A 13,847-nucleotide genomic window follows, 5' to 3' on the forward strand; every position below is an offset into this window, starting at 1 on the left:
TCAGCCTTCTCCCAGTGCCGGGAGTTCGGCGATCACCGTCTCGCCGCCGACCGTGCGCTGGCCCTTCGCGACGAGCACGCGGCTGCCGGGCGGCAGGTAGAGGTCGACACGGGAGCCGAACCGGATGATGCCGTAGGTGGCACCCGCGGCCACCTTGTCGCCCTCGTGGATCTCGCACAGGATGCGGCGCGCGACGAGGCCGGCGATCTGCACGACGACGAGCTCGTGGCCGTCGACGGTGCGCATGAGCACGGAGTTGCGCTCGTTGTCCTCGCTCGCCTTGTCCAGGTCCGCGGAGAGGAACTTGCCCGGCCGGTAGGCCACCTTCTCGATGACGCCGGGGGCCGGGATCCGCTGGACGTGCACGTCGAACACCGACAGGAACACGCTCACGCGCATCCGCGGCTCGGCAGGCAGCCCCAGCTCGGGCGGCGGCACGGCCTCCTCGATGAGGGACACCAGGCCGTCGGCCGAGGCCACGGCGATGTTGTCCCGCTCCGGCGCGACGCGCTTCGGCTCGCGGAAGAACGCGGCGGTGGCCGCGGTCGCGAGCGCACCGACCACACCGAGGCGCTTGGAGAACCGGCGCAGCACCAGCGTCGCCGCCAGCCCGCCGAAGACGAACGGGCGTCCGGCGGGGTGCATCGGCGGGATCGTCTCCCGCGCGAGCTGCACTGCGTGCGTGAGGGGATTGCCGGTGGGCTTGCCGCTCATGGATCGGTTCCCCGCTGTTCGTTGCGTTCGGAGGGAGAGGACGGGTTTCACGTCCGATTTGGGAATCACCACGCTACCGCCCGTCGGCGGGCGGACACGTCCAGGGCCGGTGGCGGCTCCCCCGTCAGGGTTTCCCCGGCGCGGGTGGGCGTGCCCACAAACCGGTAACGACTGATCGAATTCCTCGACAACTCTCAGTAGTACCTGCCGTTCGGGAGCCTGTCCCGGGCCTGAGTCCGCCGAGGAAGCGATGTCCGTACCCGATCCGCTCGCCGAGCTGCTGTGTGCCTGGCGACGGGAGATCTCCGCCGCGCCCATGCCCGTGCTCGTGGACACGGCGCACGCCGTGCGCGTGGTCCGGGAGGCGATCCGGGCGGGCCGGGTGCATGCGTCCCCCGACGACGCATGCACCCGGACGCGGAACTAGCCAGTTTAGGCGGATTCCGGGGGTTACTGACGGTTCGTGTGGAAACCGTTACCGGTAGTTGTCTCGCCGGTAGTTGTCGTGCGGGTAGTCGTCACGCCGGGACCGCCTGCCGATCGAGCTGACCAGCCGCAGCACCGCCAGCAGGACGATCGCGCCCAGGATCGCGACGCCGAAGCTCGGGAAGTCGAACTCGAAGCGCTGCTGCTCACCCGTCGCCAGCCGGTAGATGAAGCCGCCGAGCGCCGCCCCGAGCACCCCGACGAGCACGCTGACCAGACACCCCTGGCGGCGCCGGTCCGGCCCGCCGACGACCAGGTTCGCGAGCCAGCCGACCAGCGCGCCGAAGATGATCCAGGTGAAGAAGCCCATGGGGGCGAGGATACCTGCGCCATGATTACACAAGAGTAGTTGTGCAATCCTTGTTGTACAACTACTCTTGTCGATCGTGACCGACGACGTGCGGCAGATCCGCGACTCCCGTGTCCTGGCGGCGATGTCCCACCCGCTCCGCCTGCGCCTGCTCGACCTGCTGAAGCTCGACGGCCCCGCCACGGCTTCGGTCCTCGCCGACCGCACCGCGTCGGCCGTCGGCAACATCTCCCACCACCTGAAGGTCCTCTCGGCCGCCGGCCTGGTCGAAGAGGCCCCCGAACTCGCCCGCGACCGCCGCGAACGCTGGTGGCGCCGCCCTTCGCGCGCCCTGTCCTGGTCCACTTCGGACTTCGTCGGCGACCCGGTGGGCGACGCCGCGGAGGTCCTCTCACTCGACCGTCAGGCTTCGCTGTCCCGCTCTTGGCTCTCGGCCCTGGAGACGGAACCGGCCGAGTGGCGCGACGCCTGGTTCACGAACGAAACGTGGGCGCGGTTGTCAGCCGCTGAGGTGATGGAACTGAGCACACGGGTCTTGGCGTTGTTCGCGGAGTACACCGACCGCCCTGCCCCTGACGACTCCGTCGAGCGGCGCCCGGTCTTTCTTTTCGCGCGGGGCTTTCCTGCGGAGCCGTGATCGGTGTTGCGCTTTTCGTTGCGGCGGCGGGCTTTCTCGTTTTGTCCACAACTCGGCTTCGCTGTGGACAACTCGGCCTTGGAGATCATTTTGTCGGTGGGGGGCGGTAGACTGGCCAAGGGCCGTTCCCCCGAGGATGGGTGGGGGCTTCCCGAGGTGAGTTGCTGGGGGCAGCAGCATTTCGGCGCTGGTTTTGGGACTGCGGGGAGTTCTTGCTCGGGTGCCCGGAATCCCCGGCTTGATGGGGAGCGCCGCGGAGGCCGACTCCGTCTCCGCGCGGGTGAAATCCTTGGTTGCCAAGAGAAGTGGCGTGGGGGCCGGTTCGGTCTCGGCGGGGGGAAACCCTTGGTCGCCAAGGGAAGCGGCGCGAGAGTGCTCCGTCATCCGCCGAAGTCGGCGCGGTGAGCCCGTGAGTGAGCCGGGCGTGACCGACAACCTGTGGCGAGACCGAAACTTCCGCCTGATCTGGACCGGCGAGACCATCAGCACCCTCGGCAGCGCGGTGGCCGGCACGTCGTTGCCGTTGGTCGCGTTGTTGGTCCTGGGTGCGTCGACGTTCGAGGTGGCGTTGCTGACCGCCGTCGCGTGGGTGCCGTGGTTGGTGGTGGGGCTGCCGGCCGGGGCGTGGGTGGACCGGTGGCGCAAGCGGCGCGTGATGGTGACCTGCAATGTGGTGTCGATGGTGGTGTTCGCGGCCGTCCCGGTGGGGTATGTGGCCGGGTGGCTCACCGTGCCGTACCTGCTGTGCGCGGCGTTGCTCGGTGGGTTCGCGAAGGTGTTCTTCTCGTTGGCCTACCGCAGTTACGTGCCGGTGATCGTGAGCCAATCGCAGCTGCTCGAGGCGAACGTGAAGCTCCAGGGCAGCGAGTCCGCCGCACAGGTGGGCGGGCCCGGGCTGGCCGGGTTGCTCGCGGCCGTCGCGGGACCGGTCACCGGGGTGCTCGCCGATGCGGTGAGTTTCGGTATTTCCGTGCTGTGCCTGCGTTTCATCCGGGCGAAGGAAATCCCGAAGCCCCGGGGCAACAGGCGGCTGCGCACCGAAATCGCCGAGGGAATCGGCTTTATCGCACAGGATCGGTACCTGCGGTACCTCATCGCGGCCGCCGCGGTGGCGAATCTCGCGCTCGACGGGTACGCCGCCATCCAGGTCGTGTTCCTCGTTCGGGACCTGGGCACCGGACCGGGCGCGGTGGGGGTGGTCCTGGCCATCGCGGAGGTCGGTGGCATCGCCGGCGCGCCGTTGGCCGCGCGGCTGGGCAAGCGCGTCGGTGCGGCGCGGGCGTTCCTGCTGTGCGAAGCGTTGGCCGCGCCGGCGATGCTGCTCGGTCCGTTCGCCGGCCCGGGAGCCGGGCTCACGGTGTTCGTGCTGTCGGGGATGGGTGTCGCCGCCGGGATTGTCGGGTCCAACGTGCTCGTCGGCACCTTCCGCCAGACCTACTGCCCACCCGAGCTCTTCGGCCGCATCACCGCGAGCTCCGCCGTCGTCAACTACGGCACCATCCCGCTCGGCGCGTTCCTCGGCGGTGTCCTCGGCGAAGCGCTGGGCGTGCGCGAGACGATGCTGATCATGGCCGGCGTCCAGCTCGCCTCGCTGGGGATCCTCCTCAAGAGCCCGCTGCGCCGCGACAGGGACTTCCCTACAGCAGCAGCACGTCCACTTCAGTCCCTTCAGCCACCTCGCCAACCCCCTCCGGCAGCACGATCAGGCAGTTCGCCTGGGTGAACGCCGCCAGCAGGTGCGAGCCCGGCCCGCCGCGGGGCCCGACCACGCCGGTCACCTCGCCCTCGGTGGGGGTGTAGAAGCCGCGCCGGAACTGGCGTCGTGAGCTGGGCGAGGTCATGGCCTCGGAAAGCCGCGCGCGCACCCGGCGGCGGTCGACGTCCGTGTGGCCCATGGCAGACAGCAGAGCCGGCCGCAGGAAGGCCTCGAACGACACCAGCACGCTCACCGGGTTGCCCGGCAGCGTCACCACGGGCACGCCGTTCCAGTGGCCGCAGCCCTGCGGCCCGCCGGGCTGGATGGCGATCTTCTGGAACTGCACGCCCTGGCCCGTCAGCGCGTCCTTGACCACCTCGTACGCGCCGGCGCTGACGCCGCCCGAAGTGATCAGCAGGTCGGCGTCCGCGAGCTTCGGCTCGATGATCTTGCGGAACTCCTCGACGTCGTCCACCACGCTGCGCACCACGGACACGCGGCAGCCCAGCTCGCGCAGCGCGGCGGCGAGCATCACGCTGTTGGACTCGTAGATCTGCCCGTGCCGCAACGGGTTCGGGGCCTCGACGAGCTCCGTGCCGGTCGACACCACGAGCACGGACAACGGCCGGTGCACCGACAGCTCGGCCAGGCCGACGGCCGCCGCGAGGCCCAGCTGCGAGTGGCCCAGCACGGTGCCGGCGCGCAGGGCCACCACACCGTGCTCCACGTCCTCGCCGGTGCGCCGCACGTGGTCGCCCGAGGACGCGGCCTTGGAGATCCGCACCGACTCGGTGCCGCGGTCGGTGTCCTCCACCATCACGATCGCGTCGGCACCCGGCGGCAGCGGCGCGCCCGTCATGATCCGGTGCGCGGTGCCCGGCTCCAGCGGCGCGACGTCCACGCGCCCGGCCGGGATGTCGTCGGCCACGGGCAGCGTCACGGGCGAGCCGGCCGCGGCGCCGGCGACGTCGGCCGCGCGCACGGCGTAGCCGTCCATCGCGGAGTTGTCGAACGGCGGCAGCGACACCCCCGCGGGCACGTCCTCGGCCAGGACGAACCCGGCGGCTTCGGCGAGGGGCAGGGTCGTCGCGGGCGTGCGGCCGAGCAGCTCGGTCACGGTCTCGCGGTAGGCGTCGACGGAGATCACGCGGACCATCCTCCCCCTCGCGCGCGGGCGTGCAACACTCTCCCGCGGCAAGAGTCGGGGATCAGGGGAGTTTCGATGCAGGTACGAGTCCGCCACCAACCGTCATTCGCGGTTGCGCGGCTGGGGCCGGCGCCGGGTGAACCCGTGCAGGTCGAGTCGGGTGCGATGACGGCGACGAGCCACGGCGTGACCGTCCGGTCGCGGGCCCGGAGCGGGATCATGAAGGGCCTCGGCCGGGCGTTTCCGGGCGACGAGTCCTTTTTCATCTCCGCCTGCACTGCGCCCCGGAACGGTGGCTGGGTCGACGTCGCGGCCGGCACGCGCGGCTCGTCGCACGGCGTGCAGCCGCAGACGCGCAACCCCTCGGCGCTGATCAGCCGGATCCCGTCGCCCGTCCCCTCCCGCTGACATGCGCGTCCACACGAGGCACACCCCCAACTTCGGCGTCGCGCGCGTGCTGCTGGCGCCCGGCGAGGCCGTGCAGTCGGCGTCGGACACGATGCTGGCCACCAGCTTCGGCGTGCGCGAAGGCGCTCCGCCGTCGGCGCGCGGTGGCGCGCGCAAGCCCGGCGTCTCCGTGTTCACCGCACCCGCCGAGGGCGGCTGGGTCGACCTCGCCCCGCTCGGGCCGGGCGACGTCTACCCGCTGGAGCTGACGGGCAACACCGGCTGGTCGGTGCACCGCGACGCCGTGCTCGCGCGGCCGTCCTCCGTGCGCCTCGACCAGACGTGGGCGCCGTTGCAGCAGCTCTTCGGCGCGGACGCCGGGTTCCTCGACCACTACAGCGGCACCGGTCCGCTCGTGCTCACCGCGCCGGGACCCGTCGACTCGTTCGAGCTGTCGGCCGGTGAACTGGTCACCGTGCGGCCGGACTACGTGCTGGCCTACCCGGACACGCTGCAGTGCCGGCTGCGCGCCGTGGACCCGAGCGGGCCGCAGTCGCTGCGCACCGGCGAAGGTCTGGTCCTCGATTTCGCCGGACCGGGCACCGTTCTCGTGCAAGCGCGGAACAGGCGGGTTTCCCGGGGCTGACGAATTTGCGAATCAACCATTGCCGAAGGGCGTAGTTCCGGTAGCGTGAACTGCACTTCCAGCCGCTACCGGACAGCGGATCTTGTCCCGAGGGAGGGCGCCGTGGCTGTCGGCACCGTCAAATGGTTCAACTCGGAAAAAGGCTACGGGTTCATCGAATCCGCCGAAGGGCCTGATGTGTTCGTCCACTATTCGGCGATCCAGGCCGAAGGATTCCGGACGCTCGACGAAGGGGACCGGGTCGAGTTCGAGGTCCAGTCCGGCCGCGACGGCCGCAGTCAGGCCGCGGACGTCCGCAAGGTCTCCTGATTCCGGGGTCGCCGACCGGTTGGGCGAACCGCCCATCGCTGCGGAATGCAGGGCGTTAAGCTGCGCAGCGTGACAGGCGATGTGTCGGGGGACCTCACCGGTCGCCGGCTGGGCAACTACCGCATCGACTCGGTGCTCGGCAAGGGCGGCATGAGCGTGACCTACCAGGCCACCGACGTGCGGCTCGGCCGGAAGGTGGCGCTGAAGGTCATCGGCGACCACCTGGGCACCGACGCCGAGTTCCGCGAACGGTTCGTGGATGAAGCCCGCAACACGTCCGCGATCGACCACGCCAACATCGTCCCGTTGTACGACTTCGGCGAGCTCGAAGGCATGCTCTACATCGCCATGCGCATGGTCGACGGCGGCGACCTCGCCGGCCTGATCTCCTCGGGCCCGATCGCGCCCGCGCGCGCCCTGGCGCTGCTCGACCAGGTCGCCGACGCGCTGGACACCCTGCACAACCGCGGCCTCGTCCACCTCGACGTGAAACCCGCCAACGTGCTGGTCACCAGCAAGGAAACTTCCCGCGAGCACGTTTACGTCGCCGATTTCGGCCTCACCCGCCGCGGCGCCATCGGCCACCGCACCCGCGGCGGCGACTTCCTGGGCTCCCCGACGTACGCCGCGCCCGAGCACCTGCGCGGCGAGCCCCTCGACGGGCGCACCGACCAGTACGCCCTCACGTGCGTGCTCTACGCGTGCCTCACCGGCACCCCGCCGTTCAAGGGCGACGTGCCGACGGTGATCAAGGGCCACCTCAACGGCGAGCCGCCCTCGGTGTCGCGCGTGGTCGCGCTGCCGGCGGCCGTCGACGACGTGATCCGCAAGGGCATGGCGAAGAACCCCGCCGACCGGTATCCGAACTGCGTGGCGATGGTCGCCGCCGCCCGCGTGGCGCTGGGACCGCTCGCGACGTCGGACACACCGCCCGGGCCGCCGGGTCCGGGCGGGCAGCCGAACAGTCCGGCCGGGCTGGGTGGTCTCGCTGCGCCGGGCGCGGCGGGCGGCCAGGGTGCGCACGGTGCTCAGGGGGAGGGCGCCGGCGTGCAGCCCTTCGGACAGCAGCCGGGATACGGCCAGGGTGGGCAGCAAGGTCCCGGTGGCGCGGGCGGGAACGATCCGGCGCACGGCGCCCAGTGGTCGGGGCAAGGCGGCCAGGGCGGGCTGCAAGGTCCCGGCGGCGCGGCGAGCCCTGGCGGTCAGGGAAACGACCCGGCGCACGCCGCCCAGTGGTCGGGACCTGGTGTCCCAGGTGGACCCGGCGCTCCCGGACAAGGCGCACCCGGCCAGCCCACGCCCGGTGACGGAAACCCGTGGGCCGGCCCCGGCGGCTGGTCCGGCGCACCACAGATTCCCGGCCAGAATCCCGGCCAGCCCCACGGCGTCCCCCCGCAAGGCCCGCCCCCCGGCTACGGCTACCCCGGTATGCCGCCGCAAGGACCTCAAGCACCGCAGGGATATCCGGGCCAGCACGGGCACCCGGGACAACCGGGCCAGCAACCCGGTTACGGCACCTACCCCAACCAGCAACAGGGTTATCCCGGCATGCACCCGGGTTACGGCCCGCCCGGCGACCCGATGCGGCTGCGTCCGCCGTCACCGGCCGGTGGCGCCGGTGCGTTCCAGCAGTCGCGCGGTGGCGGTGGCCGGAAGTGGCTGTGGATCGGTCTGGGGATCGTCGTGCTGGCCGGCCTGATCGTCGGCGCGATCTTCCTCTTCGGCGGCGACAGCAGCGGCGGCACGACCACTCCCACGACGACCGCGCCGAACATCCCCGTCGGCCCGGGCGGCCCCAGTGGTTCGCAGTCCGGCTCGCCGTCGCTCAAGCCGCCGCCCGCGTCGATCCCCATCCAGCCGAGCCGCTGACCCGCGATCTCACCTCCGGCAGGTGACCACCTCGGATCCCGGCCGTGTTCGACTCCCGGAACACGCCGGACGTCGAGGGGGCTCGTCATGGATTTCGGTGACCGGCAGGACTTCGAGGACGCCGCCCGCGGGTTCGTCGCGACGCTCGACCCCGTCACCATCACCGGCGCCGACGGCCGCGCGGTGTTCGACCTGCGCCCGTACGCCTACCTCGACGGCGACTGCCCGGACACGGTGAACCCCAGCCTGTGGCGGCAGGCGCAGCTGTGCCGCACCAACGGGCTGTACGAGGTGACCACCGGCATCTACCAGGTGCGCGGCTTCGACATCTCCAACATGACGCTCGTCGAGGGCGGTCGCGGCGTGATCGTGATCGACCCGCTGATCTCCGAGGAGTGCGCGGCGGCCGCGATCGCCCTCTACCGAGCCCATCGCGGTGCCCGGCCGGTCACCGCCGTCGTCTACACCCACTCGCACGCCGACCACTTCGGCGGCGTGCTCGGCGTGCTGCCCGACGGCGCGGGCGACGTCCCGATCCTCGCCCCGGCGGGCTTCCTCGAGAACGCCGTGGCGGAGAACGTGTACGCGGGCACAGCGATGAGCCGCCGGGCCACCTACATGTACGGCATCACCCTCGACGTGAGCACCACCGGCCAGGTCAGCGGTGGGCTCGGCATCGCGACGTCGACGGGCCGGCTCGGGCTGCTCGCGCCCACCGTCGACATCACCGCGACCGGGCAGGAAGAGGTGCTCGACGGCGTCCGCGTCGTCTTCCAGCTCACGCCGGGCACCGAAGCGCCGGCCGAGATGAACTTCCACTTCCCGGACCGCCGCGCCCTGTGCCTGGCCGAGAACGCCACGCACAACCTGCACAACCTCCTCACCCTGCGCGGCGCGCTCGTCCGCGACCCGCGCGTCTGGGCGCACTACCTCGACGAGGCGATCGAGCTCTTCGGCGCCGGCACCGACGTGGCGTTCGCCGCGCACCACTGGCCTACCTGGGGCACCGCCCGTGTCGCGAAGTTCCTTTCGCAGCAACGAGATCTCTACGCGTACCTGCACGACCAGACCCTGCGCCGGCTGAACCAGGGCGCCACCGGCATCGAGATCGCCGAGGACTTCACACTGCCGCCGGAGCTGGAGAACGCGTGGCACGCGCGGGGTTACTACGGCTCGGTCAGCCACAACGTCAAGGCGATCTACCAGCGTTACCTCGGCTGGTTCGACGGCCACCCCAGCTCGCTGTGGCAGCACCCGCCGCAGGCGCTGGCCACGCGCTACGTGGACGTCCTCGGCGGGGTGCCCGCCGTCCTCGACAAGGCGCAGGAGTACGCGGACGCCGGTGACCTCCGCTTCGCGGCCGAGCTGCTCAAGCACGCCGTGTTCGCCGACCCGGACAGTGCCGTCGCCAAGAACGCGCTGGCCGACGTCTACCAGCGCCTCGGCTACGGCGCCGAGAACCCGACCTGGCGCAACTTTTACCTCGTCGGCGCGCTCGAGCTCCGCAAGGGCATCACCCCGCCGCCCCTCGACATCGGCGGCGGCATGACGTCGGCGCTCACGGTCGAGCAGCTCTTCGACTCCCTCGCCATCCGTGTGGACGGTCCGCGCGCGGCCGCCGACCCGCTCACCATCGAGTGGCGCTTCACCGACCTCGCCACCACGATCCGCACCACCCTGTCCAACGGCGCGCTGATCCAGACCGCGAACCCGAAGTCCGCCGCCGACGTCGACCTGACCCTCACGTTGACCAAGGAACAGCTGCTCGGCCTCCTGTCCGGCGGCAGCCCGGACGACCTCGACCACACGGGAGACCTCGCCGTTCTCGGACGTCTGCTCGCGCTCCTGGACCCGGACGACCCGGCCTTCGCCATCGTCACGCCGTGACATGCGTGGATCACTGACCTGCGGTTCTTGCACTCTCACCGTGGGAGTGCTAAACACGGCATTGGCACTCGACGCCGTTGAGTGCCAGGCGCGCGGTCACCGACTGCGCGCTTGAAGGTCGGGACGGTGAGGCTGGCCAAGGTCAGTCGTCCGTCGCGGGCACCGAGCCTGGCCGAGGACGTGTCCTGCTGCCGCCGCTGACAGTCGTACGACGAACAGTTGTTCGACGAGACAGCGCGGCGGTGGCGCCCAATACCGGAGGACCACACCGCAATGGCCAAACTGATCGCGTTCGACGAGGACGCCCGCCGCGGTCTCGAGCGCGGCCTGAACACCCTCGCCGAAGCCGTCAAGGTGACGCTCGGCCCGCGTGGCCGCAACGTCGTGCTCGAAAAGAAGTGGGGCGCGCCGACGATCACCAACGACGGTGTCTCCATCGCCAAGGAGATCGAGCTCGAGGACCCGTGGGAGAAGATCGGGGCCGAGCTCGTCAAGGAAGTTGCCAAGAAGACCGACGACGTCGCGGGTGACGGCACCACCACCGCCACCGTGCTCGCCCAGGCGCTCGTGCGCGAAGGCCTGCGCAACGTCGCCGCGGGTGCCGACCCGATCAGCCTGAAGCGCGGCATCGAGGCGGCCGTCGAGGCCATCACCGAGCAGCTGCACAAGATGGCCGTCCAGATCGAGACCAAGGAGCAGATCGCTGCTACCGCCTCGATCTCGGCCGCTGACCGCACCATCGGCGAGCTGATCGCCGAGGCGCTGGACAAGGTCGGCAAGGAAGGCGTCGTCACCGTCGAGGAGAGCAACACCTTCGGTCTCGAGCTCGAGCTCACCGAGGGCATGCGCTTCGACAAGGGCTACGTGTCGGGCTACTTCGTGACCGACCCGGAGCGCCAGGAAGCCGAGCTGGAGGACCCCTACATCCTTCTGTTCGGTTCCAAGATCTCGAACGTCAAGGACGTTCTGCCGCTGCTGGAGAAGGTCATCCAGTCCGGCAAGCCGCTGCTGATCATCGCCGAGGACGTCGAGGGCGAAGCCCTGGCCACCCTGGTCGTCAACAAGATCCGCGGCACCTTCAAGTCCGTCGCCGTCAAGGCCCCGGGCTTCGGTGACCGCCGCAAGGCCATCCTGCAGGACATCGCGATCCTGTCCGGTGGCCAGGTGATCTCGGAGGACGTCGGCCTCAAGCTGGAGAACGCGGACCTGTCGCTGCTGGGCCGCGCCCGCAAGGCCGTGATCACGCGCGACGAGACCACGATCGTCGAGGGTGCGGGCGACGCCGACCAGATCCAGGGTCGCGTCAACCAGATCCGCGCGGAGATCGAGAACTCGGACTCCGACTACGACCGTGAGAAGCTGCAGGAGCGCCTCGCGAAGCTGGCCGGCGGCGTCGCCGTCATCAAGGCCGGTGCCGCGACGGAGGTCGAGCTCAAGGAGCGCAAGCACCGCATCGAGGACGCGGTGCGCAACGCCAAGGCCGCCGTGGAAGAGGGCATCGTCGCCGGTGGTGGCGTGGCTCTGATCCAGGCCGCCGAGGCTGCCTTCGCGGGCCTGAAGCTCGAGGGCGACGAGGCCACTGGTGCCAACATCGTCAAGGTCGCCGTCGAGGCGCCGCTCAAGCAGATCGCCATCAACGCCGGCCTCGAGGGCGGCGTCGTGGCGGAGAAGGTCAAGTCCCTCCCGCAGGGCCACGGCCTCAACGCCGCCACCGGTGTCTACGAGGACCTGCTCGCCGCCGGCGTGCCGGACCCCACGAAGGTCACCCGCTCCGCGCTCCAGAACGCCGCCTCCATCGCGGCGCTGTTCCTCACCACCGAGGCCGTCGTCGCGGACAAGCCGGAGAAGGCTGCCGCCGCTCCGGCCGACCCGTCCGGCGGCATGGGCGGCATGGACTTCTGAGTTCGGCTGCTGTTTGACGCTAGATCCGGAAAAGCCCGGTCCACTTCGGTGGACCGGGCTTTTCCCTTTGTGGGCCACGGTTTCGTGCCGTCGGGTCGGTTCGGGTCTCGGGTGCGGTGTCGGTACAGAGGCGCGGTGTCGTCGGCTGGCGCGCTCGCGGCGCGTCGGCCTCAGTCCGTGCCAGCGGTCCGTTTCGCACGCGGTTTCGACCGGTGTCGGTCGGTGCGGCGACACGGTGTGACAAGTCGGCGGCGTGCTCCCGTACGGCGGCTGCAGTTCGTGCCGGCGGTCGGGTCGTGGATGCCGTTTTGACCGGTGTTGGTGTGAACGCGGTGTGGTAGCTCGGCCGGCGTGCTTGTGCGAGCGTGGGTCGGTTTGTGGCTGTGGCCGATTCGGCGGCGCGGTGTCGTAAGTCGGCTGGCGTGCTCGTGCGGTGTGTCGGCGGGTGTGGTTTGGCCGGCGTCGCTCGGTTGTCGGCGGTGCCGATGTGCGCGCCGGCCGGCGTGATTGTGTTGCGTGCGGCGCGGGATCGACAGGCGCCGGTGGCAGCGGCGTGCAGGCGGCGAAGCGGGTCGGATCGTGCTGTCTGCTGTTGGGCCGTCGGTCCGTGGCCGCCGGATGCCCGGGTAGTCCGATGTGGACACAGCGAACGGCCCAGGCGCTCCCCACGCCCGGGCCGTTCGGTCCCCCTTGGTCGTGCCACCCCTTCTCCCAGTGTCGCGGCCCTCCCCGGCCGCGGTGGGTCAGGCGGCTTGGGTGGCTTCGGGTGTCAGCACGGCGGCGGCCACGTAAACCGGCAACATGATCCCGGCCGACAGCACCGTCGCGGCCACGACCGCGATGCGGACCATCGTCGGGTCGACGCCGAGGTAGTCGGCCCAGCCGCCGCACACGCCGGTCAGCATGCGGTCGGTGCGGCTGCGGTAGAGCTTCTTGGTTTCCGGGGTGTACACGCTGTTCGTCATGCCATGAATACTCCGCCGCGCGGCTCCTCGGCACATCGGGGAACGGCCCGGAGACCGACCCTGGACTCCGACCCTGAGGCGAGGTCAGGGAAATTCGGATGTCATCGTCGGACGCCGCCGGTACAACTTCCGGCATGAACAACGACAGCCCCGAATTCGCCGCCCTCGCCGAGCGCGGCACGATCCTGCGCTGCCAGGTGGGTTCCGGGCTGCACGGCACGGCCGTCGACGGCCAGGAGGACCGCGACGAGATGGGCCTGTGCCTCGAGCCGGCCGAGTACGTCGTCGGCATGCGCCGCTTCGAGCAGTACACCTTCCGCACCCAGCCCGAAGGCGCGCGCTCGGGCCCGGGTGACCTCGACCTGATCGTCTACTCGGTGCGCAAGTGGATGCGCCTCGAGCTCGCCGGCAATCCGACGATGGTGCTGCCGCTCTTCGCCCCGGACGCGGAGATCGTGCACCTCACCGACCTCGGCCGCGAGCTGCGCGCCAACGCCCACCGCATCGTGTCCCGCCGCGCGGGCGTGCGCTTCGCCGGCTACCTCGGCGACCAGCGCCGCCGCCTGCTCGAAGCCGGCAACCGCCCGGAGCTCATCGAGAAGTACGGCTTCGACACCAAGTACGCCATGCACATGGTCCGCCTCGGCGTCCAGGGCGTCGAACTCCTCCGCACGGGCCGGCTGACGCTCCCCATCGCCGACCCGTGGCTCACCTGGCTCCGCGACCTCCGCCGCGGCCGTCACTCGCAGGCCGAGGCGTTGGCGGCGGCCGAGGAGCTGGAGCGTGAGCTGGAGTCGTTGGTGGCCGGTGGGTCTCCGCTGCCCGAGGGGCCGGACCGGGCGTGGGCGGATGCCTGGCTGGTCCGCGCCCACCTCTCCTGGTGGCGCTGAGG

General features: G+C 70.8%; 13 protein-coding genes and 1 pseudogene. 10 read left to right on the top strand and 4 right to left on the bottom strand.

What is annotated here, in order from left to right; genetic code table 11:
• Window positions 1-714: a phosphatidylserine decarboxylase gene (locus tag AB0878_RS23890; RefSeq protein ID WP_366582456.1), complete on the bottom strand. Its 714-nt coding sequence runs from the start codon at window positions 712-714 to the stop codon at window positions 1-3.
• Between the two features lie 250 nt (window positions 715-964).
• Here AB0878_RS23890 and AB0878_RS23895 point away from each other — a divergent pair, with 250 nt between their 5' ends.
• Window positions 965-1,141 (top strand): hypothetical protein, encoded by a 177-nt coding sequence (locus AB0878_RS23895; RefSeq protein WP_366582457.1) that lies wholly within the window; start codon window positions 965-967, stop codon window positions 1,139-1,141.
• Window positions 1,142-1,189: 48 nt separating this feature from the next.
• On the opposite strand, the gene AB0878_RS23900 is transcribed toward AB0878_RS23895, so the two are convergent.
• Window positions 1,190-1,510, bottom strand: a complete 321-nt coding sequence (locus AB0878_RS23900) for a GlsB/YeaQ/YmgE family stress response membrane protein (RefSeq protein ID WP_366582458.1) — start codon at window positions 1,508-1,510, stop codon at window positions 1,190-1,192.
• 73 nt (window positions 1,511-1,583) lie between these two features.
• Here AB0878_RS23900 and AB0878_RS23905 point away from each other — a divergent pair, with 73 nt between their 5' ends.
• Together AB0878_RS23905 and AB0878_RS23910 are read left to right on the top strand one after the other, a co-directional pair.
• Window positions 1,584-2,147, top strand: a complete 564-nt coding sequence (locus tag AB0878_RS23905) for a helix-turn-helix domain-containing protein (RefSeq protein WP_366582544.1) — start codon at window positions 1,584-1,586, stop codon at window positions 2,145-2,147.
• Window positions 2,148-2,556: 409 nt separating this feature from the next.
• Window positions 2,557-3,870: an MFS transporter gene (locus AB0878_RS23910; RefSeq protein ID WP_366582459.1), complete on the top strand. Its 1,314-nt coding sequence runs from the start codon at window positions 2,557-2,559 to the stop codon at window positions 3,868-3,870.
• On the opposite strand, the gene glp is transcribed toward AB0878_RS23910, so the two are convergent.
• Window positions 3,785-4,990, bottom strand: coding sequence for a gephyrin-like molybdotransferase Glp (gene glp, locus AB0878_RS23915; protein WP_366582460.1), 1,206 nt, complete (start codon window positions 4,988-4,990; stop codon window positions 3,785-3,787). The two genes, AB0878_RS23910 and glp, sit on opposite strands and share 86 nt — an antisense overlap.
• A 75-nt stretch (window positions 4,991-5,065) precedes the next feature.
• Here glp and AB0878_RS23920 point away from each other — a divergent pair.
• The 6 genes and pseudogenes from AB0878_RS23920 to groL form a co-directional block, all read left to right on the top strand.
• Window positions 5,066-5,305, top strand: a pseudogene (locus AB0878_RS23920) (AIM24 family protein); the annotation flags it as partial.
• A gap of 94 nt (window positions 5,306-5,399) precedes the next feature.
• Complete coding sequence (locus AB0878_RS23925) at window positions 5,400-6,023, top strand: AIM24 family protein (protein WP_366582461.1); 624 nt, start codon at window positions 5,400-5,402, stop codon at window positions 6,021-6,023.
• 102 nt (window positions 6,024-6,125) lie between these two features.
• Entirely contained in the window at window positions 6,126-6,332 is a 207-nt protein-coding gene (locus AB0878_RS23930; protein ID WP_204093028.1) for a cold-shock protein, read from the top strand.
• Window positions 6,333-6,401: 69 nt separating this feature from the next.
• Window positions 6,402-8,201, top strand: coding sequence for a protein kinase (locus tag AB0878_RS23935; protein ID WP_366582462.1), 1,800 nt, complete (start codon window positions 6,402-6,404; stop codon window positions 8,199-8,201).
• A gap of 87 nt (window positions 8,202-8,288) precedes the next feature.
• Window positions 8,289-10,088 (top strand): alkyl sulfatase dimerization domain-containing protein, encoded by a 1,800-nt coding sequence (locus AB0878_RS23940; protein WP_366582463.1) that lies wholly within the window; start codon window positions 8,289-8,291, stop codon window positions 10,086-10,088.
• A gap of 273 nt (window positions 10,089-10,361) precedes the next feature.
• Window positions 10,362-11,990 carry a chaperonin GroEL gene (gene groL / locus AB0878_RS23945; protein WP_360593512.1) on the top strand — a complete coding sequence of 543 codons (1,629 nt, stop codon included), beginning with the start codon at window positions 10,362-10,364 and terminating at the stop codon, window positions 11,988-11,990.
• A gap of 743 nt (window positions 11,991-12,733) precedes the next feature.
• Here groL and AB0878_RS23950 read toward each other — a convergent pair.
• Window positions 12,734-12,955, bottom strand: coding sequence for a PspC domain-containing protein (locus tag AB0878_RS23950; RefSeq protein ID WP_366582464.1), 222 nt, complete (start codon window positions 12,953-12,955; stop codon window positions 12,734-12,736).
• 134 nt (window positions 12,956-13,089) lie between these two features.
• Between AB0878_RS23950 and AB0878_RS23955 the strand changes: the two genes are divergently transcribed.
• Window positions 13,090-13,845 carry a nucleotidyltransferase domain-containing protein gene (locus AB0878_RS23955; RefSeq protein ID WP_366582465.1) on the top strand — a complete coding sequence of 252 codons (756 nt, stop codon included), beginning with the start codon at window positions 13,090-13,092 and terminating at the stop codon, window positions 13,843-13,845.
• The last annotated feature ends 2 nt before the right edge of the window (window positions 13,846-13,847 follow it).

Origin of the sequence: Amycolatopsis sp. NPDC047767 (assembly GCF_040704195.1) — a bacterium.
GTDB lineage: Bacteria > Actinomycetota > Actinomycetes > Mycobacteriales > Pseudonocardiaceae > Amycolatopsis.